Source organism: Halomonas sp. HL-93 (assembly GCF_900086985.1).
Classification (GTDB): domain Bacteria; phylum Pseudomonadota; class Gammaproteobacteria; order Pseudomonadales; family Halomonadaceae; genus Vreelandella.
In genome coordinates this window covers 1,299,493-1,323,320 of the sequence record NZ_LT593974.1, presented here as the reverse complement: position 1 = coordinate 1,323,320, position 23,828 = coordinate 1,299,493, and the positions used below count along the sequence as shown (strand labels likewise).

Sequence of the window (23,828 nt, the reverse complement as noted above, 5' to 3'; positions counted from 1 at the left end):
TCGTTACAAGCGCAGGGTTACCTAGTAATGGATAGTATTGCGTGGTTATTGCAGGCTTGAAACATTCCGCAAGGTCTTGATGACGTCGTAGCAAGCCCCCATGGTGTGATAATCAACTTTTCCCGCCGGGCTCTTCTCGTCGGAATAACACCGATTATCCGGGGTCAGGATGCGATACCAGGCACCGTGACGATGATCGATCATATGCGACCAGCTAAATTCCCATAGCCGCTCATACCACTGCCAGAATCTCGGTTCACCTGTACGCTGGCCGAGCATAGCCGCGCAGGCCAGGCTCTCGGCCTGAACCCAGAAATATTTATCCGCGTCGAATATGTTCCCGGCTAGATCCAGGCCATACACCAACCCACCGTGCTCGGGATGCCAACCGGCCTCTACACTGGTAAGAAACAGTCGGCTGGCGGTGGGCAGAAGCCAAGCCTCTGGCGCTCGATGCTCCAACAGCATCAGCAGTTTGGCCCACTCGGTCTGATGGCCCACCTGATAGCCCCAGGGGCGGAATAGGTGGCGAGGATTGTCGCGGTTATACTCCAGGTCTGGTTGCCACTGTCGATCATAGTGCTCCCAGATCCAGCCTCCCTGCTCGGGCTTATTGGCAATTGCTGCGTCATGCTGCGCAGACGCTAGGCAAAAGGCTCTAGCAAGCTGGAGCGCACGCTCAAGAAATGCGCGGTCCCCCGTCGCATCGTAAGCAGCAATCAGCGCTTCGCAGCTATGCATATTGGCATTCTGCCCACGATAGTCAGACACCTGCCAGTCTCGATCCGCCTCGTCAGCGTAGCGCTGCCAAGGCGCTTCCCAGAAGCGGCTCGTTTGAAGTTCGTGCACGCGATACAGGCCTTCGCGCGCCTCTTCAATGCCAGCCTTAAGTGCCGTCGCATAGGCCAGTAGCACAAAGGCCAAACCATAGCAGTGGTTGGTGTCATCCTCGATGCTCTTTCCGTCAAGCGTCCAGGCGTAGCCCTGGTAGTCGGGCTGAAAATGGAAGCGTTCGATAAATGCCAGGCCATGTCGCGCCCAATCTAGATATTCTGGACGCTTGAAGTGCTCGCCGTAGCGGGCATAGGTAAATACGTAGCGAGCGCTGGAAACCAGATGGCGGTGGCGGCGATTATAGATTTCGCCATCGTCACGCAGGTAATGAAAGAAGCCCCCCTCCGGATCAATGGCCCGTGGGTGATAGAACGCCATCGTCTTGCTGATGTGAGCCTGGAGTGAGGCGATATCGTAGAAATCCATGTGCGAATCCTTGGCAGCGATGAACCTTTAACCTAACCGATATCTGAAGCCGCGCCATGTTTCCTAATGCTGCAAAGTATTGCTCTGCTCTCGGCGCGGCAGGCTGAGGGAGACAACCAACCCGCCTTCAGGATGGTTGGCGAGCTGAATATCGCCGCCGTGGGCACGCGCAATATGCCGAGCGATGCCCAGCCCCAGACCACTGCCGCCGGTATGCCGACTGCGCGACGGCTCCAGGCGGACAAAGGGCGAAAACACGCGCCCTAGCTGCTCCTCGTGAATGCCGGGGCCGTGATCGCGGATACGTAAGGTAATCACGTTGCCCTGGTCGATTAGCTGCACGTCGGCCTGCTTGCCGTAGAAAACGGCGTTCTCAAGCAGATTGGCCAGACAGCGCTTGAGCGCCAACGGTTTGGCGATCAGCGGTGCAGCGGGCTGGCTGGGCTTCTCAATCTTCACTTGGCCACCCTGGAGGCTAAGCTCTTCCGCCAGTTCTTCAAGCAGAGGCTCCAGCGCGACGGGGGCTGGCTCCTCATGCAGATCCAAGCCTTTCACCGAGGCTAAGGCGCCCTTTACCAGACTATCCAGCTCATCCAGCGAGGCGCAAAAGCGCTCGCGCTGGTGGGCATCATCAAGCATTTCGGCGCGCAGACGCATACGGGTTAAGGGCGTTTTTAAATCGTGGGAAATCGCCGAGAAGAGCCGCTCACGCTCTTCGATTTGCTCGCGGATGCGCCGTTGCATACGGTTGAACGCCACAGAGGTAGCGGCAACTTCCTTGGGACCGCTCTCTTTTAGCGGCGGCATATCCAGATCGTCGCCCAACTGATTCGCCGCTCGGGATAGCCGCGCCAACGGCCTTGTCACACTGGTAATCCCCCACAGTGAGAGCCCCAGCACGCTAAGCAGCACCAGCAACCCGACCAGCAAACGCTCCTCGGAGAGCCAGCGATAGCCGCTAAAAATATCCGGCACACCCAGCAGCGTCGCAACGTAGAGCCAGGTGTCCGGGGCAAGCTCTAACTGAACGACTAAAATCGGCGGGGAAAGCGGCTCCATCAGCAGGCTGTGCTGCCCCCAGCGCGGTGGCAGATCGTAGAGCAGTACTTCGTTATTGAGCACCCGCAGGTTTTCGGGGCGAGAAAACTCGACAATCACATCGTCAATATTGAGCTGCTGGGTAAGCACCGAGCGCACATTATTCACCACCACCTGTTTTTCCGGCCCAGAGCCGATATCGTCAATGGTCAGCCTGCGTTCGTTGACGCTGACAAAAAACCGCGTGCCGCCCATATTACGCAACTGATCCAGCACGATATGACGGTAGTCGACAGGCAGTGAGCGAAAAAACTTCATGGTAGAGGCGATGCTAAACGCCATATTGGTGGACAACTCATCAAGCTGGGACAAGTGGCTAGAGCGCACCTGGGACGTCCAGATCGCGTAGCTGGCCCCCTGGGCAACCAGCACACCGGCGATCATAATAATTACGAAGCGCCCGCGCAGCGAAGCCGGTAACCAGCGGGCAAGCCCACGACGCAATTTTACCCACTTCACGGGTTTCACGTTAATGCGTCTACCTGAGCGGTTAATACGTAACCCGACCCGCGCACCGTACGAATCAGCTGCGAGTGCTGGGCGTCTTCACCCAGCCGTTGGCGCAGGCGGCAAACGTGAACATCAATAGAGCGATCAAGTGGCGGCGCATCCCGCCCGCGGGTAAGCGCATAGAGATCGTCGCGGGTGAGCACCTTGGCCGGGTGCTCTAAAAACACCTGCAGCAGCTGAAAATCAGCCCCCGAAAGCGCGGTTCGCCCGCCTTGCAGGTCAATTAGTTCGCGCGTCATGCGGTCAAGCTGCCAGTTGCCAAAACTGACCCAACGCGCCTGCCCGGCGGGCAGCGCAGTTGGAGCACTGCGGGTACGGCGCAGCACCGCCTTGATGCGTGCCAGCAATTCCCGGGGATTGAACGGCTTGCCCAGATAGTCATCAGCCCCCAACTCGAGGCCGAGGATACGGTCCGTCTCATCGGCACTGGCGGTGAGCATAATAATCGGCACATCGCTGTGCTTTCTGACATCGCGACAGATGGTGAAGCCGTCATCACCGGGGAGCATCAAATCGACAATTAATAAGTCGGGGGTATGTTCCACGCACAGAGCATTTAGCGCGTCGGCGCCATCCCCGGTGAATACCCGATAACCGTGCCGCCCAAGGTAGTCGGCGAGCAGTTCACAAATTTCCGGGTCATCATCGATCACAATCAAGGTAGCGGGCGTGGTGGTCATCGCAGCAGTTTCAGCCCTACGTTGTTGTCGTTATTGGGCCTTGATGATGGTCTAGGGATTAACTAGTAGCAATACCGCTACGACCAAGGTTGCATTAGCATCGTGATCTATTGCGCCTAAAGACCAAACCGCTTTTTAAGCCAACCGGCAACGGCAGCTTCACCGTGGTGGCCGATACGCTCGGCGCCCTTTATACGATCAAATAGCGCTGGGTGGGCGTTAGCCATTATCTGGGCCTCCCCCGCTATGTCGAGCATTTCAGTATCGTTAAGGTTATCACCAAACGCCAAGCACTCTGCTGGGGTTAATTCCAACCGTTCAAGTAGTGACGCCAACGCCACGCCTTTGTTGACCCCGCCCGCCATGATCTCCAACGAGTCAATCGTTGAGTAGGTAATATGCAGCGCATCGCCGTAGGACGATTGGGCCTGAGCTTCCAGCTTTTTCAGCGACTGCGGGTCGCCTATATAGAGCACTTTGCCCACGCCATTAGTGTCCATCTGCGATGGGGGCACTACGTCATATTCAAAGCCGGTGGAAACGTGGAGCGATAATAAGTGCGGGGCCTCTGCATCAATATGCCAGCCGCTTTCGCGATATAGGTTAAGCCGCACCTGAGGCGGACGTGGAAGATCAATCAGCGTCTTGGCATGTTCAGGCGCAAGATGATTAGCCGTCAGCAAGGTATCTTTCGGGTCGTGAACATAGGCGCCGTTGGTACTGATCAAATGGGCAGGAATATCCAACTGATCACGAAACACCTTCATATCGTGGTAATGGCGACCAGAGGCGAGCGCGACGTGATGACCTTGCTTCACCAGTGCTCGCAGCACCTCAACGGTACTTTCATGCAAAGTGTGGTCGCTTCCTAGTAGGGTTCCATCAAGATCCGAAACAATTAGCCTTGGTGTCATAGCGCGCTCCCGAAAGTTGTATCGGTAGCTTAACCGATTCAGCAAAAGGCATGTAAGTGGTTGTCTTGTCGTGTTTGAAAGCAACCAACCACAACGACAATTGGCGCAGCCAGTGTGAATCCGTATAGTGGCAACCTACCTTCGCCAACTGATTGACCTCATGCTGCAAAACAATTCCGTGCTTGCTTCCCTCAAGCAACAGATTCGTGACACCACTCCGCGTGCCGAAGGGGTGATTAAAGCTACCGAGAAAGGCTTTGGGTTTCTCGAAACCGACGACGGTGAATCCTATTTCGTACCGCCCCCCGCCATGAAGCAAGTGCTTCACGGCGACCGGGTGGAAGGCGTGATTCACGAGAACGGTGATAAAAAGTCCGTCGAGCCTGAGAAGTTGATTGAAGCGGGGCTCGACCGCTTTGTTGCTCGGGTGCAAAAGCGCGAAGATCGTCTGGCAGTGGTGCCCGACCATCCCTCAATTCGCAACGTACTCAAGGCGCGCATTAAGAACAGCCTGGACGAATCCACCATTGCCGATGGCGACTGGGTCGTCGCGCGCTTGGTGCGTCACCCGCTGAAAGAGAACGACCGCGGCTTCTTCAGCCAGATTGACGAGCTGGTGGCCAAATCCGACGATCCCGCCGTGCCGTGGCGTGTCACTCTGGCGCGTCACGCGCTTGAGCAGGAATGCCCTGATGCGGGCAGCGACTGGCCGCTGATGGATGAAGGCCTGACCCGTGAAGACCTCACGGCGCTCCCCTTCTTCACGATCGACGGCGAAAAAACCCGCGACATGGATGACGCCCTGCGCGTTACCCAGCGCGAGGAAGGCGGCTGGCAGTTGAGCGTCGCCATCGCCGACCCCACCGCCTACGTCAAAGAAGGCCACGCGGCTGACCTGGAAGCGCGCACCCGCGCCTTTACGGTTTACCTGCCGGGTCAGAACGTCACCATGCTGCCCGAGCAGTTGGCCGATGACCTCTGCTCGCTGTGGGAAGGCAAGGATCGCCCGGCGCTGGCTTGTACGCTGGATATTAATGCTGACGGCAGCCTTGGCGATTACCGCTTTTTTGCTGCCAACGTTAAATCCCACGCCAAACTCGCTTACGACCACGTGTCCGACTGGATTGACGGTCAAGGCGACTGGGCACCGGCGGACAACATCGCCGAGCAGCTGACCGCGCTACGCGATTTGACCGAGGCGCGCACGGCTTGGCGTAACGAGCATGCCCTGGTATTTAAAGATCGTCCGGATTACGTCTTCGACCTGGACGATGCCGGCAACGTACTGGCGATTCGCACTGAAGATCGCCGCATTGCCAACCGCATGATCGAAGAGTCGATGATTGCGGCGAATGCCTGCTGCGCTGACTTCCTCGCCAAGCACATCGGCCACGGCATCTTCAATGTGCACCGCGCCTTTGAGCCCGAAAAGGCCGAAGCCGCCCAGGAGTTTCTGGCCGGCCAGGAGATTGAGGTGGACCAGCAAGCATTAACCGAGCTTGCTCACTATAAAGACCTCAAGCGTGCGCTTGAAAGCCGTGACGATGCCTGGCTGGATGCGCGCCTGCGCCGCTTCCAGGGTTTTACCAGCATGTCCGCCCAGCCTGGCCCGCACTTTGGCCTGGGTCTGGCGGCCTACGCCACTTGGACCTCGCCGATTCGTAAGTATGGCGATATGGTCAACCACCGCTTGATCAAGCGCGTGCTGAAGGGTGAACAAGCCCCGGCCGAAGCCAGCCAGCAGCTCACCGAGCAGCTGACCGAACGCCGCCGCCTCAACCGCATGGCCGAGCGTGACGTCAAAGACTGGCTCTACGTGCGCTACCTGACCCCGGCCGCGCAAAACCAGGACACCTTTGAGGCCGAAATCATGGCCATCAACCGGGGCGGTATGCGCGTTCGACTGCTGGAAAATGGCGCGACGGCCTTTGTACCCGCCCCCTTGATGCACAGTGACCGCAGCAAGGTGGTGATTGACGACAAAGAGGGCCGCATCCAGATCGAAGGTGAAGAACGCTACAAGCTTGGCGACCCGCTACGCGTGGTGCTGACCGAGGCTCGCGAAGAGACCCGGTCGCTGGTGGCACGCCCTGCCGCTTAAGCACTTTTTAGTACAAACTTGAACGGCAGCCTATAGGCTGCCGTTTTTTTATGAACCCCCTCATAAAATAAGTTCCCCCATACGATAGGAGTATAGCGGCTATATGATGACGCATAACTCATAAGCTATTTCTATCATTGAATCAAAAATCTAATCTATCTGTTTACTTATCCAGCCCCTCTTGAATCTCAATCTTTATAACGGCCAACCAACATAAAAACAAAATAACTTCAATTGCTTGTACGGACGTTACTTTTCTTAAAATTAGACAGAAATGAAATAGACAACCCGAAATCAACCCATTCATTGATAACAAATGACATTTAAAAAATAATTAAATAGACCACACAACCAAGATTTTAAAAGTAAAGATTAAAAAAATAAAATAAATTATCAAACAATTGATATGGAAACAATAATAATCAAAAGCCAACATCAATACACCCTTTAAAAAACAAGGGTGGATAAAAAACAAACACCACTACTGAACCAAAAATCACTAAAAACCGACTTTGCTTTCAAACGGCGACTCCCATCAGGAGAAAGATTATGAAATTTAAATACACCACCTTGGCTACCGCAATCGCTTTTGCCTTTAGCGCAGGGACAGTATTTGCACAGCAAGCACAAGATCCAAACATCAGAACCGAAATGGCAGATCATGACTTTGATGATAAGGAGTCCCACATAACTCAAGACGGGTCTGATAATGAAGCCACAACAAAACAAACGGGCAATGGCGGTGGTACTCTTGGTGCTTACTCGGTGGTCGATCAAACGGGTAATGAAAACCTTTCAGAAGTAACCCAAGACTCACATATTACCTACTCACGGGTTAGGCAAGAAGGTAACAGCCATGTAGCCGATATCAACCAGTCCGGCAATGCTAACCAATACACATACTCTTGGGTTGATCAATACCAAGGAAATAGCAACACAGCAACTGTTACACAAGTCCAATCAGCCGTTACTGGTTCTGTTATTGTACAGAGTGGGTCTGATAATGACGCTACCGTAAACCAACAAAGCCATCCCTACACCCTCGACTTCAATGAGAGCCACATTTACCAAACTGGCGATCTTAATTTTTCTAATGTAAACCAAACCAATGCCAAAGCCTCTTTTAGTGATATTTTCCAAGTAGGAGATGACAACAGCGCTGATGTAACCCAAGAAAATGCGCCCGAGTCCGATTCAGACATTCTCCAAATCGGCAACTCGAATGATGCAATCGTTATCCAACGCGATGGTAGCGGCTCTATATCCGATATAATTCAAGAGGGCGACGGCCACTATGCCAAAGCGACACAACTGGATAATCTCCAAACATCAACCATCCACCAGAGCGGCGGTGCGGCTATCACCACGCACCACCAATCGGGTGGTAGCAGCAACAAAGCGACCACTATCCAAAACTAACTTTCTGCCTCTATAGGTCACTTACAAGTGGCTTCAGCTTATGCACCACAACCACGGCGCCTCAAGGCGCCGTGGTTATGTCTGCTGCTGTGCTTCTGTTTGCCGACCTAAGCCAGCTGGTGCTGAAAGAAGAAACGTAGCATTTCGCCTGTCGCATCGGGACCTTTTGGGTCGGTGTAGCTGCCCTTCGCACTGCCTCCTGACCAGGCGTGGCCCGCCCCGTGTACCTGCCACTGCTCCATGCTTGGTTTGCCGCTGGCATCGAGATGAACTGTACGCGTGTAGGCATGCCCGTTGGCCACGCGGCCCTGCTCGACGGTGGGTTGGCCGCCAACTTCGCGAGGCCTGCCCTTTTCGCCCGCTGGGTGCGAGGCGTACTGGGCGGCAACGCGGTCGGCATTGCTGGGGTGTACGGTGGTGTCGCGGTCACCATGGAAGATGATTGCCGGCACCTGCGATGCCCACTTGGCACTTTGCGCAGCGCTGCTGAGAGGTCCGGTGCCGCCCTGCATAGCGCCCAACGCATCGGGTAGGCTTTTTGCCACGCCGTGGGGAAGGCCGGAGTGCACGCCCACCGCTGCAAACAGGTCTGGATAGGTCATCGCCAGTGTCGTCGCCATGGCGGCACCGGCGGAAAGCCCGGCGACGTAGACGCGCGAGGCATCGAGCCCATACTGGTGGATAATTTGCCGGGCCATGCCTGCAAGGATGGCGGGCTCGCCGCCCTCACGCTGCTGATCTTCGGCCTTGAACCAGTTCCAGCACTTCGAACTGTTGGCAGTCATTGGCTGGGCCGGATAGAGCACACAAAATTGCTGGTCTTCGGCAAGCCGGTTCATATCGGTTCCGGCCGCAAAGTCATCGGGGTTCTGCGTGCAGCCATGCAGCATCACCACCAATGGAAGCGCCTGCCCGTGATAGCCGCTGGGAATAAAGAGCTTGTAATCACGCGTGCCCGCTCGGCAACTAAAACTGCCGGTGGTGAACGCGCTGGTATGCGCTCGCCGCGCGTTGCCGGGCGATAAAGTCGGCGCAGCCGGATCATCGACGACCTCCCAGGTGCCTTCGAAGGTATTGCCTCTCCAGGAAGGTTGTTTCGGCGTTTGCCTGCCCTGCGTTTCAGGCATGGCACCCTTCAGGAGGGCCATGGCGTCGTGGAGCTTGCCCGCACGCGTGAGCCGGGTTGCTTCTTCCATCCGTTGGGTGATGCTGTCGCTGATCATGGTCATGTCCCTCATTAGTGGATTCGATCCGCCAGGGCGGCCTTGACGGCCGCGCTGGCATGCAAGGCGCCAAGCACCACGACCGACTCAATAGTGGCGCGGGCAAGCTCCGGGGTAACGTCATCCGAGATGCTGGCCATCCCCAGCACCTGAATCTGCAGCATCTCGCCCGCCGCCTGCCGGGCTTCAAGGTCCCCGCGACTGTAATGCTCAAGCCCCAACACGAATGCCTTGCGGGTAACGGTCTCTTTCACGTCCTCGGCATGGGTCGCCAACTGATTGCGAATAGCCGTACGAATCAAGTCGGTTCGGTTGGAATAGAAGCCTTCTTGAACTAGCAAATCGATTTTCCCCAGGTCAACAACCCCCAGGTTGATGGTGATTTTCTCGCTTGTGTCGCCGGATCGGCGGCGCAGTTCATGCACGCTCATCGGGTATGCCTCGCTGCCCTGGAAGTGATTACCCAACCAATTTAACATCCAATTGGAATCCATATACCATCCATATAGATGGTATCTTGGACCTATCCCGGCATTAGTCAAGCGTTAGCTACGCAATACGGCCCATAAACACGGAACAGGCCACTGTCGTCGAACTGACTTATTTGTTGGTTAAGGTGATTAACGTCACCCAAGCGGCACGGAGGTTACCTTGCACATCGCCGATGTCACCATGTTTCACGCCCCCGCCAGTGGCGGCGTGCGTACCTACCTTCAGGCCAAACATCGCGTCTTTGCCCGCTATCCTGAACTGCGCACCAGCCTGCTGGTCCCGGGCGCTGAGTGGGACAGCCTGGGCGATCAATACACGTTACCGGCGTTTCGCTTACCCCTTGGGCAAGGCTATCGCTTTCCTCTGCGCACCCGCCCTTGGCGCGATGCACTGATGGGCCTTAGCCCAGACATCATTGAGGCGGGTGATCCCTATGTAACCGCCTGGGCAGCGCTTGAGGCCGGACAACGACTGGGCATTCCTGTGGTCGGGTTTTATCACTCGGATCTACCACGCTTGATGGGCGACCGCTTTGGGCAGCATGTCCGACGACGCTTAATCCGCTACGTAGCGTCTCTGTACCGCCAGTTTGACAGCGTCCTCGCCCCCTGCCAGGCCATGGCGGACCGTCTACAGGATTGGGGCGTCGAGCATGTCCGCGTACAGCCACTTGGGGTCGACATCAAACATTTCCATCCCAATCAGTACGACGCTGACTTTCGCGCCAGCATGGGCATTCCCCAGCATAAAAAGCTGCTGATTTTCGTTGGCCGCTATTCCAGAGAAAAGAATATCGATGTACTGCTGACCACCATGCGTAAGTTGGGCAGTGACTACCACCTTTTGCTGATGGGCCCGGGTATGCCGCATCAGGTACCTGCCAACGTCACCGTTGTCGACCGCTGTTGCGGGGCTCATGAGGTGGCCAAGGCGCTGGCCAGCAGCGATGCATTGCTACACGCTGGCACGCGGGAAACCTTTGGCTTGATCGCTCAGGAAGCCATGGCCTGCGGCATCCCTGTGGTCGCCGCACGCGCCGGCGCGCTTGCCGAGAACGTGCCGCTTGGCGCGGGCATTTTATGTCGCCCGTTGGACGCAATCGCGATGGCTGAGGCCTGCGACGCGCTATTCAGCAACGACATCGCCGCCAGCGGCCGTTATGCGCGCCGCCATGTGGAACGTCACTTCAACTGGGATAGCGTGATGCACGCGCTGCTAGCGCACTATGAAAGTCTGACCAATACTGCCCTGCCTTATGCGCTCCCCCAACCGCGTTAAACCCGGCAACGGGCGTCGCTGGCGGTCGCTGCCTATCGTGATGATCGTCCTGGCGCTGGGTTTGCCCTTGCTGCTCACCGCCTGGGTCGGCGGCAGCGAGGCCTGGCAGCGGGTGAGGCAGTTCCCGCTAGGTATACTGCTGCTGATGCTGACCCTCGCCGCGCTATGCTGGAACCTGAACGCCGCGCGGCTGCGTTTGATGTTGGGCGGCCGGGCAGGCGCGCTCGGGCAGCGCGGTGCCCTGGGTATTGAGCTGGCCTCCAAGTTCGCCCTGTGCGCCACGCCAGGCGGTAGCGGCGGTGCCGCCACGCTGCTGGTGCTGTTGGCCCAGCGCGGCCTGCCGCCTTCCAAAGGCAGTGCCGTGTTCTTGATTGACCAGGGCTGCGACATGCTGTTCTTTCTCAGCATGCTCGGCGGGCTGGTGCTGTGGTCGCTGATCGGTGATGTTCACTGGCCACATCAGGCACTGGTGCAGTCGGCGCTGGCGGGGCTGGTAACCGTCGCCACTCTGATCTGCCTGCTGGTCTACCACCTTCCCCGCCTGCTGCGCGCGCAGCGCTTCAGGCTCACCTGGCTCAGTCGTTACCGACGGCGGCGGCTTGCCCGTGGCTTTTTGGGGTTTCGCCAGGCGCTGAAGGTAACCCTGTCGCTGCCACGGTCCACGCTGCTTGCGATGCTCTTATTAACCACCGCGCACTGGCTGATGCGCTACAGCCTGCTCTACTTGGCCGTGCTGGGCGTCGGCGGCAACGTCGATTGGGTATGGACGTTCTTAACCCAAATGCTGGCCATGGCCGCCAGCCAGCTGAGCTTTTTGCCCGGCGGTGCCGGGGCTGCGGAAGTCGGCGTGGGCTCGCTGCTGCTGCCGTTGATGGCCGCTGAACAGGCGGCCGCCGCCGTGCTGATCTGGCGACTGGTCAGCTATCACCTGTATTTAGCTGTCGGCGCGCCGTTTTTTCTGAGTTATGGGTTCCGTCTGCTCAAACCAGCGAAATTACCCGAGCGCCAAAACATCGGCACAAAAAAAGAGCACCCTTAGGTGCTCTTTTTCGATCGGGCACGCTGTATCGCGCGCCTTTCAAGGTAACCCGCTTACCAGCCGGTTACTTCCTTCAACGCGTCGCCGATCTCGGCGAGCGAACGCACGGTTTTGACACCGGCATCTTCCAGGGCAGAGAACTTCTCGTCAGCGGTGCCTTTACCGCCAGAGATGATCGCGCCGGCGTGGCCCATACGCTTGCCAGGAGGTGCCGTCACACCGGCAATGTAGGAAACCACCGGCTTGGAAACGTTGGCTTTAATGTAAGCCGCCGCTTCTTCTTCGGCAGTACCACCGATTTCACCGATCATGACGATCGCTTCAGTTTTCGGGTCCTTCTCGAACATTTCTAGAATGTCGATGAAGTTGGAGCCCGGAATCGGGTCACCGCCGATACCAACACAGGTAGACTGACCGAAACCATGATCCGTGGTCTGTTTAACGGCTTCATAGGTCAAGGTACCAGAGCGCGATACGATGCCTACACGGCCCGGCTGGTGAATATGGCCTGGCATAATGCCGATTTTGCATTCACCCGGGGTGATAACACCGGGGCAGTTCGGGCCAATCAGGCGCACGCCCAGCTCGTCGCATTTTACTTTCGCTTCGAGCATATCAAGCGTGGCGATGCCTTCGGTGATGCACACAATCAGCTTGATGCCAGAATTTGCCGCTTCAAGGATCGAGTCTTTGCAGAACGGGGCCGGTACGTAGATTACGCTGGCTTCCGCGCCGGTTTTCTCGACCGCTTCTTTCACGGTGTTGAAAACGGGCAGGCCCAGGTGCTCCTGGCCGCCTTTACCAGGTGTCACACCACCGACCATCTGCGTGCCGTAGGCAATCGCCTGCTCGGAGTGGAAGGTACCCTGGCCACCGGTAAACCCTTGGCAGATTACCTTGGTGTTCTTGTCGATCAGGATGCTCATTACTTGCCCTCCGCCGCTTTAACGACCTGCTGAGCCGCGTCGGTCAGACTGGTAGCCGCGATGATATTCAGACCGCTAGACGCGAGTTTTTCCGTACCTAGCTCGGCGTTGTTACCTTCCAGACGCACCACTACCGGCACGTTGACACCGACCTGCTCAACGGCACCGATAATGCCTTCAGCAATCATGTCGCAACGCACGATGCCGCCGAAGATGTTAACCAGAACGGCCTTGACGGAGTCGTCAGACAAAATCAGTTTGAAGGCTTCTGCTACGCGCTCTTTGGTCGCGCCGCCGCCAACGTCAAGGAAGTTGGCCGGTTTGCCACCATTCAGATTGACGATATCCATGGTGCCCATGGCCAGGCCAGCGCCGTTTACCATGCAACCGATGTTGCCATCCAGCGCGACATAGTTAAGTTCCCATGCAGCGGCTTCAGCTTCGCGCTCGTCTTCCTGAGACGGGTCACGCATCGCCTGAAGGTCCGGGTGACGGTACAGCGCGTTGCTGTCGAGGCCCAGTTTGGCGTCGAGGCAGTGTAGGTTGCCTTCGTCAGTAACCACCAGCGGGTTAATTTCCAGCAGAGCTAGATCTTTATCGTGGAACAGCTTTGACAGACCTAAGAAAATCTTGGTGAACTGTTTGATCTGGTCACCGGAAAGACCCAACGCAAATGCCAGCTCACGCGCCTGGTAAGGCTGCGCACCGACCAGCGGATCGATCTCAGCTTTGAGAATTTTTTCGGGCGTTTCTTCGGCAACCTTCTCGATCTCGACGCCGCCTTCGGTAGAGGCCATAAAGACCACACGGCGGGTCGTACGGTCGACGACAGCACCCAGATAAAGCTCATCGGCGATATCGGTGCAGGTCTCAACCAGAATCTTGGCGACCGGCTGGCCATGTTCGTCAGTCTGGAACGTCACCAGGTTTTTACCCAGCCACTGCGCGGCAAAGGCTTTGGCATCAGCAGGATCTTTAATCAGCTTAACGCCGCCCGCCTTACCACGACCGCCTGCGTGCACCTGGGCTTTAACCACCCACATGTTGCCGCCGATCTTTTTACATGCTTCTTCAGCTTCTTCGGGAGTGTCCACAGCAAAGCTTTTGGACACTGGCAGACCATAGTCAGCAAACAGCTGTTTGCCTTGATACTCGTGAAGGTTCATCGATTCATGCCATTGGTTGCATGTGACTCGAATGATGACCAGTCCATTGAGGTACTGATCATCCCCGTGCTTTCGTGTCTTGAACGTAACGCCAAGGCCGAAAGTGTTGCGCCACCTGTCGGTGGCGCTTCGTTGTTGCTTACTGGATTACTTGCGTTTCTTGCGGTTAGCCATATGAATAGCATGGCCTTCTACCGCGAGCGCCGCTTCATGTACCGCTTCCGACATCGTCGGGTGGGCATAGCAAGTCAGCGCGAGGTCTTCAGCGCTGGAGCCGAATTCCATCGCAATCACGCCCTGGGCAATCATCTCACCGGCGTGCTGACCCACAATGTGCATGCCCAGAATGCGATCGGTTTCCGCATCCGCGATGATCTTGGCGTTGCCTTCGGTGGCATTGTTGGCCATCGCACGGCCGCTGGCCGCGAAGGGGAAACTACCGGTTTTCACCTCGATACCTTTCGCCTTGGCTTCTTCCTCGGTAATCCCCACCCAAGCGACTTCCGGGAAGGTGTAGATGACGTTGGGAATGGCGTCGTAGTTCATCTCGGCCTTATGGCCGGCGATAATATCCGCCACCATGATGCCTTCTTCGGAAGCCTTGTGCGCCAGCATCGGGCCACGTACGCAGTCACCGATGGCGTAAACGCCCGGGACATTGGTGCGGCACTGGTCGTCAACGAAGATGAAGCCACGCTCGTCCAGCTCAACGCTGACCCCATCGGCAATCACGCCTTTGGTGTAAGGACGACGACCCACGCAGACAATCAGCTTGTCGAAGGTTATTTCCTGCTCGCCTTCGGCGTCGGTGTACTTGACGGTGACTTCGTCGCCGTTGGTTTCCGACCCAGTCACGCGAGCACCGAGTTTGATATCCAGGCCCTGCTTCTTGAGCAGCTTCTGGGTTTCCTTACCGATGGCACCGTCGACCATGGGCAGGAAGGAGTCCATGGCTTCGAGAACCGTCACCTCGGAACCCAAGCGGTTCCACACGCTGCCCAGCTCCAAGCCGATCACGCCCGCTCCAATCACACCCAAGCGCTTCGGCGTTTCAGTGAACTCAAGCGCACCGGTGGAGTCGACAATCAGACCTTCGGTCAGCGGGGTCGGTGGAATTTCCACCGGCACCGAGCCCGCCGCCACGACGATGTTATCGGCGTCGTAGGTAGTCGCTTTGCCGTCTTTATCGGTCACTTCCACTTGCTTGCCGGAAATGACTTTACCAGTGCCGTCAATGGCGGTGACGCCGTTGGCCTTGAACAAGCCCGAGATGCCGCCGGTCAAGTTCTTAACGATCTTGTCCTTGCGCGCCATCATCTTCTTAACATCCATGGTGACGTCACCGGCTTGGATACCCAGGTCGTCGAAATCGTCTTTCGCTTCGACGAACTTATGCGACGCTTCAAGCAACGCTTTAGACGGGATACAGCCAACGTTCAGGCAGGTACCGCCGTGTACGACGTTACCTTCCTTGCCGATCCACTTTTCCACACAGGCGGTTTTCAGCCCGAGTTGCGCCGCACGGATGGCCGCTACATAACCACCAGGGCCGGCACCAATAACGATCACATCAAACTTGTCAGCCATGTTGGCTCCTTTAGCTTGGGTGCCTTCTCCCTTGTGGGGCAGAAGGCAGGGTGCGATTGAACGTGAGTGCTTGGGTAGGTCGCGATGACCTTACACGTCCAGCAACAGGCGTGCGGGATCTTCCAGCAGCTCTTTAATGGTCACCAGGAATTGCACGGCGTCTTTGCCGTCGATCATCCGGTGGTCGTAGGAAACCGCCAGGTACATCATGGGGCGAATCTCGACCTTGCCATTAACCGCCATGGGACGTTCCTGAATCTTGTGCATCCCCAGAATGGCGGTTTGCGGCGGGTTAATAATCGGGGTCGACATCAGCGAACCGAAGATACCGCCGTTGGTAATCGTAAAGGTGCCGCCCTGCATTTCGTCGATGCCAAGCTTACCGTCACGTGCACGCTTACCGAAGTCGACGATTGTCTTCTCGACATCGGCGATTTTCATGCTATCAGTGTCGCGCAATACCGGCACGACCAGGCCACGCGGCGTCGACACCGCAACGCCGATATCCTGGTAGCCGTGGTACACGATTTCAGTACCGTCGATGGAGGCATTAACGTCCGGGAAGCGCTTGAGCGCCTCGGAGGCAGCCTTGACGAAAAAGCCCATAAAGCCGAGCTTGGTATCGTGCGCTTTCAGGAACGTATCCTTGTACTGCGCACGTAATTCCATGACCGCTGTCATGTCCACTTCGTTATACGTGGTCAGCATGGCAGCGGTTTGCTGTGCCTGGACCAGACGCTTGGCGATGGTTTGACGCAGACGGCTCATAGGAACGCGTTTCTCAACGCGCTCACCTTCAGCAGCGGGGGCTGCGGCCGCTTTCGCAGGGGCAGCAGATTTTGCAGCTTTCTTGGCCGAACCATCTTTTACCACTTTTTGAACGTCTTCTTTCAAGATACGGCCACCTTTGCCGGTGCCCTCAATCTTGGCTACGTCCAGGTCATGCTCGGCGACCATTTTGCGGGCGGCCGGGGCGAGGATTTTGTCACCAACTTTCTCATCGGCATCATCACCATCGCTGCTGTCTGCTTTTGCGGGCGCTGAATCGCCACCGCTATCGCCACTACTTTCACCGCCTGCGCCTTCGGTGAAGGTCGCAAGCACAGCTTCTGACTCAACCTGGCTGCCTTCTTCGGCTTTGATCTCGGCCAGGGCGCCATCAGCGGGCGCGACGACTTCAAGCACCACTTTGTCGGTTTCGATGTCGGCCAGCACGTCATCGCGCTTCACCGCTTCGCCAACTTTTTTGTGCCATGTAGCAACGGTGCCTTCCTGGATGGACTCAGGGAAGCTCGGTGCTTTCACCTCATGCTGCTTACCACCGCCGTTACCGCCGCTGGCTTTTTTAGCTTCTTTCTTGTCGTCAGATTTCTTTTCTGACTTCTCCGCGCTGTCATCGCTAGAAGACGCACCTTCTTTCTTGCCGCTATCGCCGGAGGCTTCGCCTTCGCCGATTTTACCCAGCACCTGCTCAGACTCGACGGTATCGCCTTCCTCGGCCATCACGTCGGTCAGGGTACCCGCTTCCGGTGCGACGACTTCGAGCACCACTTTGTCGGTTTCAATTTCAACAATTAGCTCGTCACGCTCAACGCTGTCGCCCGGCTTCTTATGCCACGCGGCCACAGTGCCTTCGGCAACGGATTCCGGAAAGGTTGGCGCTTTGATCTCGGTAGCCATGTCGTTTCCCTTATGTGTTCTCTAAATCCGGTGGGCGATTAAAGATTAAACGCGTCTTCCACCAGCTGGCGCTGCTGTTCAGTATGAACGGACATATAGCCGGCTGCCGGTGCGGCAGAGGCAGGACGTCCTGCGAATTTCAACTCACGTCCTAGGCCATCTTTCAGCATATCGGCCACGGTGCGCATATGGTGCTGGCTGGAGTACCAAGCGCCTTGATTCAACGGTTCTTCCTGGCACCAGACAATGTCTTCCAACTGGGTATATGCCTGAAGGGCTTCTAAAAGCTCTTCTTTCGGGAAGGGGTAAAGCTGCTCAAGGCGCAGGATCGCCGTATCTTGACGCTCGTTTTCAGCCCGCCAATTGGCAAGATCATAGTAGACCTTGCCCGCACACAGGACGACGCGCGTAACCTTCTCGGCTGCCAGCTCTGCCTGGTCGGGCAGTACCATGTGGAACTTGCCATGGGCCAAGTCTTCAAGGCTCGACGTCGCTTGTTTATGACGCAACAGCGATTTAGGTGACATCACCACCAGCGGCTTACGCAGCGGACGAATCACCTGACGGCGCAGTAGATGGTAAATCTGCGCGGGCGTGGTCGGCACACATACCTGCATGTTGTGCTCAGCACACATTTGCAAGAACCGCTCTAAGCGAGCCGAGGAATGCTCGGGGCCCTGCCCTTCATAGCCATGGGGTAGAAGCATGGTTAAGCCGCACAAACGGCCCCACTTGGTTTCACCCGAAGAGATGAACTGATCCACAACGACCTGCGCGCCATTGAAGAAGTCACCGAACTGGGCTTCCCAAATCACCAAGTCATTCGGTGCCGTGGTCGAGTAGCCATATTCGAACGCCAGCACCGCTTCTTCCGAGAGGAAAGAGTCGTGAATAGTAAAACGCGGTTGGCCGTCTGACATATTCTGCAGTGGCACATAGGTAGAGCCATCTTTCTGGTTATGCACCACGGCATGGCGATGCGAGAAAGTACCGCGCCCTACATCCTGACCGGTAATACGGATCGGGTGGCCCTGCTCAAGTAGCGTTGCGTAAGCCAGGGTTTCCGCAAACCCCCAGTTGAGCCCCATACCACCGGCCTGCATCTTGCGGCGATCTTCATAGATCTTAGCCACCTGGCGCTGTACATCGATTCCGTCTGGAACCTCGCACATTTTCGCGGCCAGCTGCTGCAGCTGCTTCATGTCGAAGGTGGTATCAGCATCGCCGGTCCATTCGTGGCCGAGGTACGGCGTCCAGTCGACAAATAGCGATTTGTTAGGCTCTTGAACCAAGGCGTTGGCCACGTGGTTACCGGCCACCAGATCGTCGCGGTAGGTTTCGATCATCGCCTTGGCGTCTTCTTCAGACAAAACGCCTTGCTCCACCAGCCGCTTGGCATATAGCGAGCGCGAAGAGGGATGGTCTTTGATCTTCGAGTACATCATCGGCTGGGTGCCAGAAGGCTCATCGGCTTCGTTATGACCGCGCCGACGGTAGCAGACAAGATCAATCACCACGTCTTTCTTAAATTCCTGACGGTAGTCTAGTGCTACCTGGGTAGCATGGAGCACTGCGTCCGCATCATCGCCGTTAACGTGAAAAATCGGCGCCTGAACCATTTTAGCGATATCGGTACAGTATTCGGTGGAGCGTGCATCCAGCGGGTGGGACGTGGTAAAGCCCACCTGATTATTGATCACGATGTGGATCGTGCCGCCAGTTTTATAAGCGCGGGTTTGAGACATCTGGAATGTCTCCATGACCACACCCTGCCCTGCAAACGCCGCATCGCCATGGACATTAATCGGCAGTACTTTGCTGCCTTCTTCGTCGTTACGACGGTCCTGACGTGCGCGTACTGAGCCTTCCACCACCGGCGCGACTATTTCCAGATGCGACGGGTTGAACGACATCGCCAGGTGGACTTCGCCGCCCGGTGACATGACGTTCGAACTGAAACCCTGGTGATACTTCACGTCACCCGAACCGCGCTCGATGACTTTTTTGCCGTCGAACTCGTCGATCAACTCAGCCGGGTTTTTACCCAGGATATTGACCAGCAGGTTGAGGCGCCCGCGGTGAGCCATACCAATTACGACTTCTTTAGTGCCGTAACCGCCCGCCCGCTGGATAAGTTCGTCCATCATCGGTACAAAGGCTTCGCCGCCTTCCAGACCGAAGCGCTTGGTGCCCGGATACTTGGACGCCAGATAGTTTTCCAGCCCTTCGGCGGCGGTCAGGCGTTCCAGCACGTGCTTGCGCACGTCATCGCTGAACTTGGGCGCACTGCGTACCGACTCGAAGCGCCGTTGTAGCCAGCGTTTCTCTTCGGTATCGACAATGTGCATGATCTCGCAGCCGATCGAGCGACAGTAGGTGCGTTCCAGCGCATCCACAATCTCGCGCAACGGTGCTTTGTCGATGCCTAAGAAGAACGAACCAGTCTGAAACTCGGTATCCAGGTCAGCTTTGGAAAGCTGATGGAAAGAAAGGTCGAGGTCGGGGACGGGGGTGGGATTACGCAGCCCAAGCGGATCGATATTGGCCTTTTGATGGCCACGAAAGCGGTAAGCGTTAATCAGCTGCAGGACTTTCACCTGCTTTTTATTCTCGCCACTCTCAGCGGCAACTACCCGAGCAGGGCGATTTTCACGGCCCAACTGATAGAACTGATCACGAATAGGGCTTAGTGGAACATCGTGGGAGGCACTGCCCTCGGGCCGGGGCAACTGGTCAAAATAGCTGCGCCACTCGTCAGGGACAGATTCAGAATCGTCAAGGTACTGCTCGTAAAGCGCTTCCACGTAGTGGGCATTGCCACCACTAACGTGAGAGGAACGCCACATCAACTCCATTATGCCTTGTTGCATTTCTCGGTCACCCTGCACTGATGGGGTGGTATCGGTATCGTCGCGTCACCGCGGCGACAACGGTATTGCCCTGCCGGCGGGGCGGGACATTTGCCGGCGGCACCGACCAATGGCCGGAAACCCTTTTCAATTCAATTTCTTATCAGCTCATGCTCAAAAGCCGGTACTCGCGGCACCGGCTTTTAAACTTGACTGGTCAGTGGTGCGACGCGACGCCGCACCACATGACAGGCCCTATGATAACAAGCGAAGCGCCACGATTTAAGTGGCATTGATGCACAACTTAAGTGGTATTCGCTTTTTATGCATAAAAACCCCTTCTTTTACGTGGCATCCGCCAACAGCATTTCACGGATTTTGCCAATCGCCCGCGTGGGGTTGAGTCCTTTCGGACAAACCGCCACGCAGTTCATGATGCCGCGGCAACGGAACACGGAAAACGGATCTTCCAGATCGGTCAAACGCTCGCTGGTGGCCGTATCACGCGAATCCGCCAGGAAACGATACGACTGCAGCAGACCGGCCGGGCCAACAAACTTGTCCGGGTTCCACCAGAACGACGGGCACGAAGTTGAACAGCAGGCGCACAGAATACACTCATACAAGCCATCCAGCTTGTCGCGCTCTTCTGGCGACTGCAGGCGCTCAATCGCCGGTGCCGGGGTGTCGTTCTGCAGGTACGGCTGAATACGCTCGTACTGCTTATAGAACAGCCCCATATCGACGACCATATCGCGAATGACCGGCAGGCCAGGCAGCGGGCGCAGCGTCAGCTTGTTGCCTTTCACAACATCTGACAGCGGCGTAATGCATGCCAGGCCGTTCTTACCGTTCATGTTCATGCCGTCGGAACCGCAAACCCCTTCGCGGCAGCTGCGACGGAATGCCAGCCCGCTGTCCTGCTCCTTCATCATGTGAAGAACATCCAGCACCATTACATCACGGCCTTTGGTATCGACCTGAAACTCCTGCATATAAGGTGCGGAGTCGGTTTCCGGGTTATAGCGGTATACGGATACCTGAAGATTGGACATGGTGACTCCCTCTCATTACAGAGATTAGTAGGTACGAACCTTAGGCTCGAAGGTATCAACGGTTTTCGGCTTGAAGTTAACGTCTCGCTGCTTCAGCTCTTTGGTGGCCGGGAAGTAGAGCGAGTGCTTCAACCAGTTGACATCATCACGGTCAGGATAGTCGTAGCGCGAGTGAGCACCACGGCTTTCTTTACGTTCGAGGGCCGCGATCGCCGTCGCTTCGGCCACTTCCATCAGGTTGTCGAGTTCCAAGGCTTCAACACGTGCGGTGTTAAAGGCGTTGGACTTGTCCGGCAGGTGGGCGTTCGCAATACGGCTGCGCAGCTCCTCCAGCTTCTTGACACCTTCCTGCATGTTTTCCTCTTCACGGAATACACCGAAAGACGTCTGCATGATGTCTTGAAGCTCTGCCTTAAGCGCAGGAATGCTTTCGCCGCCTTCGGACTCGTTCCAGCGGGTAATACGCTTCATGGCGAATTCGACGTCCGACTCGGAAGCGTCGAGGTACTCGATACCTTCGTTCAGCGCGCCTTCGATAAACATACCCGCGGCACGGCCGAAGACCACCAGATCAAGCAGCGAGTTACCGCCCAGACGGTTGGCCCCGTGAACCGATACGCACGCCGCTTCACCGCAGGCGTAGAGGCCGTTGACGATGTGGTCTTTACCGCTGTCATCTTGAGTGATCGCCTGACCATGAATGTTGGTCGGGATACCGCCCATCATGTAGTGGCAGGTCGGCACGACCGGAATCGGGTCTTTGGCCGGGTCGACATGCGCGAAGGTCTTGGAAAGTTCAACAATACCGGGCAGGCGCTTGCCAAGGACTTCTTCGCCCAGGTGATCAAGCTTCAGGAAGACGTGATCGCCCTTCTCGCCGCAGCCACGGCCTTCGAGAATTTCCATAACCATGGAACGCGCAACCACGTCGCGACCGGCCAGGTCTTTAGCGTTCGGTGCATAACGCTCCATGAAGCGCTCGCCGTCCTTATTGATCAGGTAGCCGCCTTCACCACGGCAACCCTCGGTGACCAGCGTGCCCGCGCCATAAATACCGGTCGGGTGGAACTGCCACATTTCCATGTCCTGCATCGGGAAGCCAGCGCGCAGCGCCATACCGATACCGTCGCCGGTGTTGATCAGGGCGTTGGTGGTCGAGGCGTAGATACGACCCGCGCCGCCGGTGGCCAGCACCGTGGCTTTCGATTTCACGTGAACCACTTCACCGGTCTCGATGCACATGGCAATACAGCCCACTACATCGCCTTCGGCATTCTTGACCAGGTCCACTGCGTACCACTCGTTCAAGAACGTCGTGTTGTTCTTGAGGTTGTTCTGGTACAGCGTATGCAGCAGCGCATGGCCGGTACGGTCGGCCGCAGCACAAGTACGTGCCGCCTGGCCGCCTTCGCCGAAGTTTTTCGACTGGCCACCGAACGGGCGCTGGTAAATGCGGCCGTTGTCAAAACGTGAGAATGGCAGGCCCATGTGCTCAAGCTCGAAGACCGCTTTCGGGCCTTCAGAACACATGTACTCCGAGGCATCCTGGTCAGCGATATAGTCACCGCCCTTGACGGTGTCATACATATGCCAACGCCAGTCATCTTCTGGGTCTGCCGAGGCAATGGCACAGGTGATACCGCCCTGGGCTGACACAGTGTGGGAGCGCGTCGGGAACACTTTCGATAATACGGCTGTCTTTTTACCGGATTTCGCAAGCTCTAGAGCAGCGCGCAGGCCAGAGCCACCGCCACCGACGATAATGGCGTCAAAGGTCAGGCTACGTAGGTTAGACATGTATCAAGCTCCCCACAGAATTTGAATGCCCCACACCAGATACACAAAGATGGCCAGAATGATGAAAGACTGGGCACCAACGCGAACGTAGGTGGATTTAAGGTAATCGGTCGTCACGGTCCACAGGCCGATCCAGGCGTGCGCTGCCACAGAAATAAAGGCCAGCAAAGAGAATATGCGCATCCAGGTTTGGTCGAACAGCGCGCTCCAGGCGTAATAATCCAGATCAGGATTAAATAGCAGGTAGGCCACCATAAAGACGGTGTAAAGGGCCAGCACCACTGCAGAAACACGCTGCATCAGCCAGTCGGATAGGCCACTACGGCCAAAGCTTGTGATGTTGGTTACCATACCCAGACTCCTGCCAAAATAATCAGAATCGCGCTTGCCACCACGGTGATTTGCGCTTTTTTAACACCACCCTCAAGCGTTACACCTATGTTTACATCCATCAGCAGGTGCTTGATACCCGCGACGAAATGAAACGCCAGCGCCGACAGCAGGCCCCACGCCACAAACTTTGCAAAGAAGTTATTGGCCAGGGCACTGCTCACGGCATCAAAGCCTGCCGGTGAAGACAGCGATTTACCTAGCGCCCAAAAAGCGAAAATGAGGCCAACAAACAGGATGACACCTGTGATGCGGTGTGCGATCGACGTTAATGCCGGAAGGGGAAAGTGTATCGTCGTTAGGTCTAAATTTACGGGTCGTTTGCTATTCACGGCTTATACACACTCTTATTGGCCCGCTCTGC

General features: G+C 56.6%; 19 protein-coding genes. 4 read left to right on the top strand and 15 right to left on the bottom strand.

Going from position 1 to position 23,828, the window contains the following annotated elements; all coding sequences use genetic code 11:
* Positions 1-45 precede the first annotated feature (45 nt).
* The 4 genes from GA0071314_RS05970 to GA0071314_RS05955 all read right to left on the bottom strand — a co-directional run bounded on the left by GA0071314_RS05970 (position 46) and on the right by GA0071314_RS05955 (position 4,462).
* Complete coding sequence (locus GA0071314_RS05970) at positions 46-1,260, bottom strand: AGE family epimerase/isomerase (RefSeq protein WP_074395799.1); 1,215 nt, start codon at positions 1,258-1,260, stop codon at positions 46-48.
* Positions 1,261-1,323: 63 nt separating this feature from the next.
* Positions 1,324-2,742, bottom strand: coding sequence for an ATP-binding protein (locus tag GA0071314_RS05965; RefSeq protein WP_441316777.1), 1,419 nt, complete (start codon positions 2,740-2,742; stop codon positions 1,324-1,326).
* Between the two features lie 80 nt (positions 2,743-2,822).
* The gene (locus GA0071314_RS05960) at positions 2,823-3,548 is read right to left on the bottom strand and encodes a response regulator (RefSeq protein ID WP_074395797.1); all 726 of its coding nucleotides are present in this window, start codon (positions 3,546-3,548) and stop codon (positions 2,823-2,825) included.
* Positions 3,549-3,664: 116 nt separating this feature from the next.
* Positions 3,665-4,462 carry a Cof-type HAD-IIB family hydrolase gene (locus tag GA0071314_RS05955; RefSeq protein WP_074395796.1) on the bottom strand — a complete coding sequence of 266 codons (798 nt, stop codon included), beginning with the start codon at positions 4,460-4,462 and terminating at the stop codon, positions 3,665-3,667.
* A gap of 160 nt (positions 4,463-4,622) precedes the next feature.
* On the opposite strand from GA0071314_RS05955, the gene GA0071314_RS05950 reads away from it, so the two are divergent.
* Positions 4,623-6,563: an exoribonuclease II gene (locus tag GA0071314_RS05950; RefSeq protein WP_074398448.1), complete on the top strand. Its 1,941-nt coding sequence runs from the start codon at positions 4,623-4,625 to the stop codon at positions 6,561-6,563.
* Between the two features lie 549 nt (positions 6,564-7,112).
* On the top strand, positions 7,113-7,982 hold the full coding sequence (locus tag GA0071314_RS05945) for a hypothetical protein (RefSeq protein ID WP_074395795.1): 870 nt from the start codon (positions 7,113-7,115) through the stop codon (positions 7,980-7,982).
* 107 nt (positions 7,983-8,089) lie between these two features.
* Here the strand turns inward: GA0071314_RS05945 and GA0071314_RS05940 are convergent, their stop codons facing one another.
* Together GA0071314_RS05940 and GA0071314_RS05935 are read right to left on the bottom strand one after the other, a co-directional pair.
* On the bottom strand, positions 8,090-9,205 hold the full coding sequence (locus GA0071314_RS05940; RefSeq protein ID WP_074398447.1) for an extracellular catalytic domain type 1 short-chain-length polyhydroxyalkanoate depolymerase: 1,116 nt from the start codon (positions 9,203-9,205) through the stop codon (positions 8,090-8,092).
* A gap of 14 nt (positions 9,206-9,219) precedes the next feature.
* Positions 9,220-9,699: a CopG family transcriptional regulator gene (locus tag GA0071314_RS05935; RefSeq protein WP_231896518.1), complete on the bottom strand. Its 480-nt coding sequence runs from the start codon at positions 9,697-9,699 to the stop codon at positions 9,220-9,222.
* Between the two features lie 157 nt (positions 9,700-9,856).
* On the opposite strand from GA0071314_RS05935, the gene GA0071314_RS05930 reads away from it, so the two are divergent.
* A complete protein-coding gene (locus GA0071314_RS05930; RefSeq protein ID WP_074395794.1) occupies positions 9,857-10,975 on the top strand; it encodes a glycosyltransferase in 1,119 nt (372 codons plus the stop codon).
* Complete coding sequence (locus GA0071314_RS05925) at positions 10,953-12,014, top strand: lysylphosphatidylglycerol synthase transmembrane domain-containing protein (protein WP_074395793.1); 1,062 nt, start codon at positions 10,953-10,955, stop codon at positions 12,012-12,014. The genes GA0071314_RS05930 and GA0071314_RS05925 overlap by 23 nt, the downstream gene beginning before the upstream one ends.
* A 53-nt stretch (positions 12,015-12,067) precedes the next feature.
* Here GA0071314_RS05925 and sucD read toward each other — a convergent pair whose 3' ends face one another.
* From sucD to sdhC, 9 genes are all read right to left on the bottom strand, one after another.
* Positions 12,068-12,940 carry a succinate--CoA ligase subunit alpha gene (gene sucD, locus GA0071314_RS05920; protein ID WP_074395792.1) on the bottom strand — a complete coding sequence of 291 codons (873 nt, stop codon included), beginning with the start codon at positions 12,938-12,940 and terminating at the stop codon, positions 12,068-12,070.
* Positions 12,940-14,106: an ADP-forming succinate--CoA ligase subunit beta gene (sucC, locus tag GA0071314_RS05915; protein WP_074395791.1), complete on the bottom strand. Its 1,167-nt coding sequence runs from the start codon at positions 14,104-14,106 to the stop codon at positions 12,940-12,942. The genes sucD and sucC overlap by 1 nt, the downstream gene beginning before the upstream one ends.
* Positions 14,107-14,253: 147 nt before the next feature.
* Positions 14,254-15,693 (bottom strand): dihydrolipoyl dehydrogenase, encoded by a 1,440-nt coding sequence (gene lpdA / locus GA0071314_RS05910; protein ID WP_074395790.1) that lies wholly within the window; start codon positions 15,691-15,693, stop codon positions 14,254-14,256.
* Positions 15,694-15,783: 90 nt separating this feature from the next.
* On the bottom strand, positions 15,784-17,373 hold the full coding sequence (odhB, locus tag GA0071314_RS05905; RefSeq protein ID WP_074395789.1) for a 2-oxoglutarate dehydrogenase complex dihydrolipoyllysine-residue succinyltransferase: 1,590 nt from the start codon (positions 17,371-17,373) through the stop codon (positions 15,784-15,786).
* A 38-nt stretch (positions 17,374-17,411) separates the two neighbouring features.
* Entirely contained in the window at positions 17,412-20,243 is a 2,832-nt protein-coding gene (locus GA0071314_RS05900; RefSeq protein WP_074395788.1) for a 2-oxoglutarate dehydrogenase E1 component, read from the bottom strand.
* 323 nt (positions 20,244-20,566) lie between these two features.
* Complete coding sequence (locus tag GA0071314_RS05895) at positions 20,567-21,277, bottom strand: succinate dehydrogenase iron-sulfur subunit (RefSeq protein WP_074395787.1); 711 nt, start codon at positions 21,275-21,277, stop codon at positions 20,567-20,569.
* A gap of 24 nt (positions 21,278-21,301) precedes the next feature.
* Entirely contained in the window at positions 21,302-23,074 is a 1,773-nt protein-coding gene (gene sdhA / locus GA0071314_RS05890; RefSeq protein ID WP_074395786.1) for a succinate dehydrogenase flavoprotein subunit, read from the bottom strand.
* Positions 23,075-23,077: 3 nt separating this feature from the next.
* The gene (gene sdhD, locus GA0071314_RS05885) at positions 23,078-23,425 is read right to left on the bottom strand and encodes a succinate dehydrogenase, hydrophobic membrane anchor protein (RefSeq protein WP_074395785.1); all 348 of its coding nucleotides are present in this window, start codon (positions 23,423-23,425) and stop codon (positions 23,078-23,080) included.
* Entirely contained in the window at positions 23,419-23,796 is a 378-nt protein-coding gene (gene sdhC / locus GA0071314_RS05880) for a succinate dehydrogenase, cytochrome b556 subunit (RefSeq protein ID WP_074395784.1), read from the bottom strand. The genes sdhD and sdhC overlap by 7 nt, the downstream gene beginning before the upstream one ends.
* Positions 23,797-23,828: the final 32 nt, after the last annotated feature.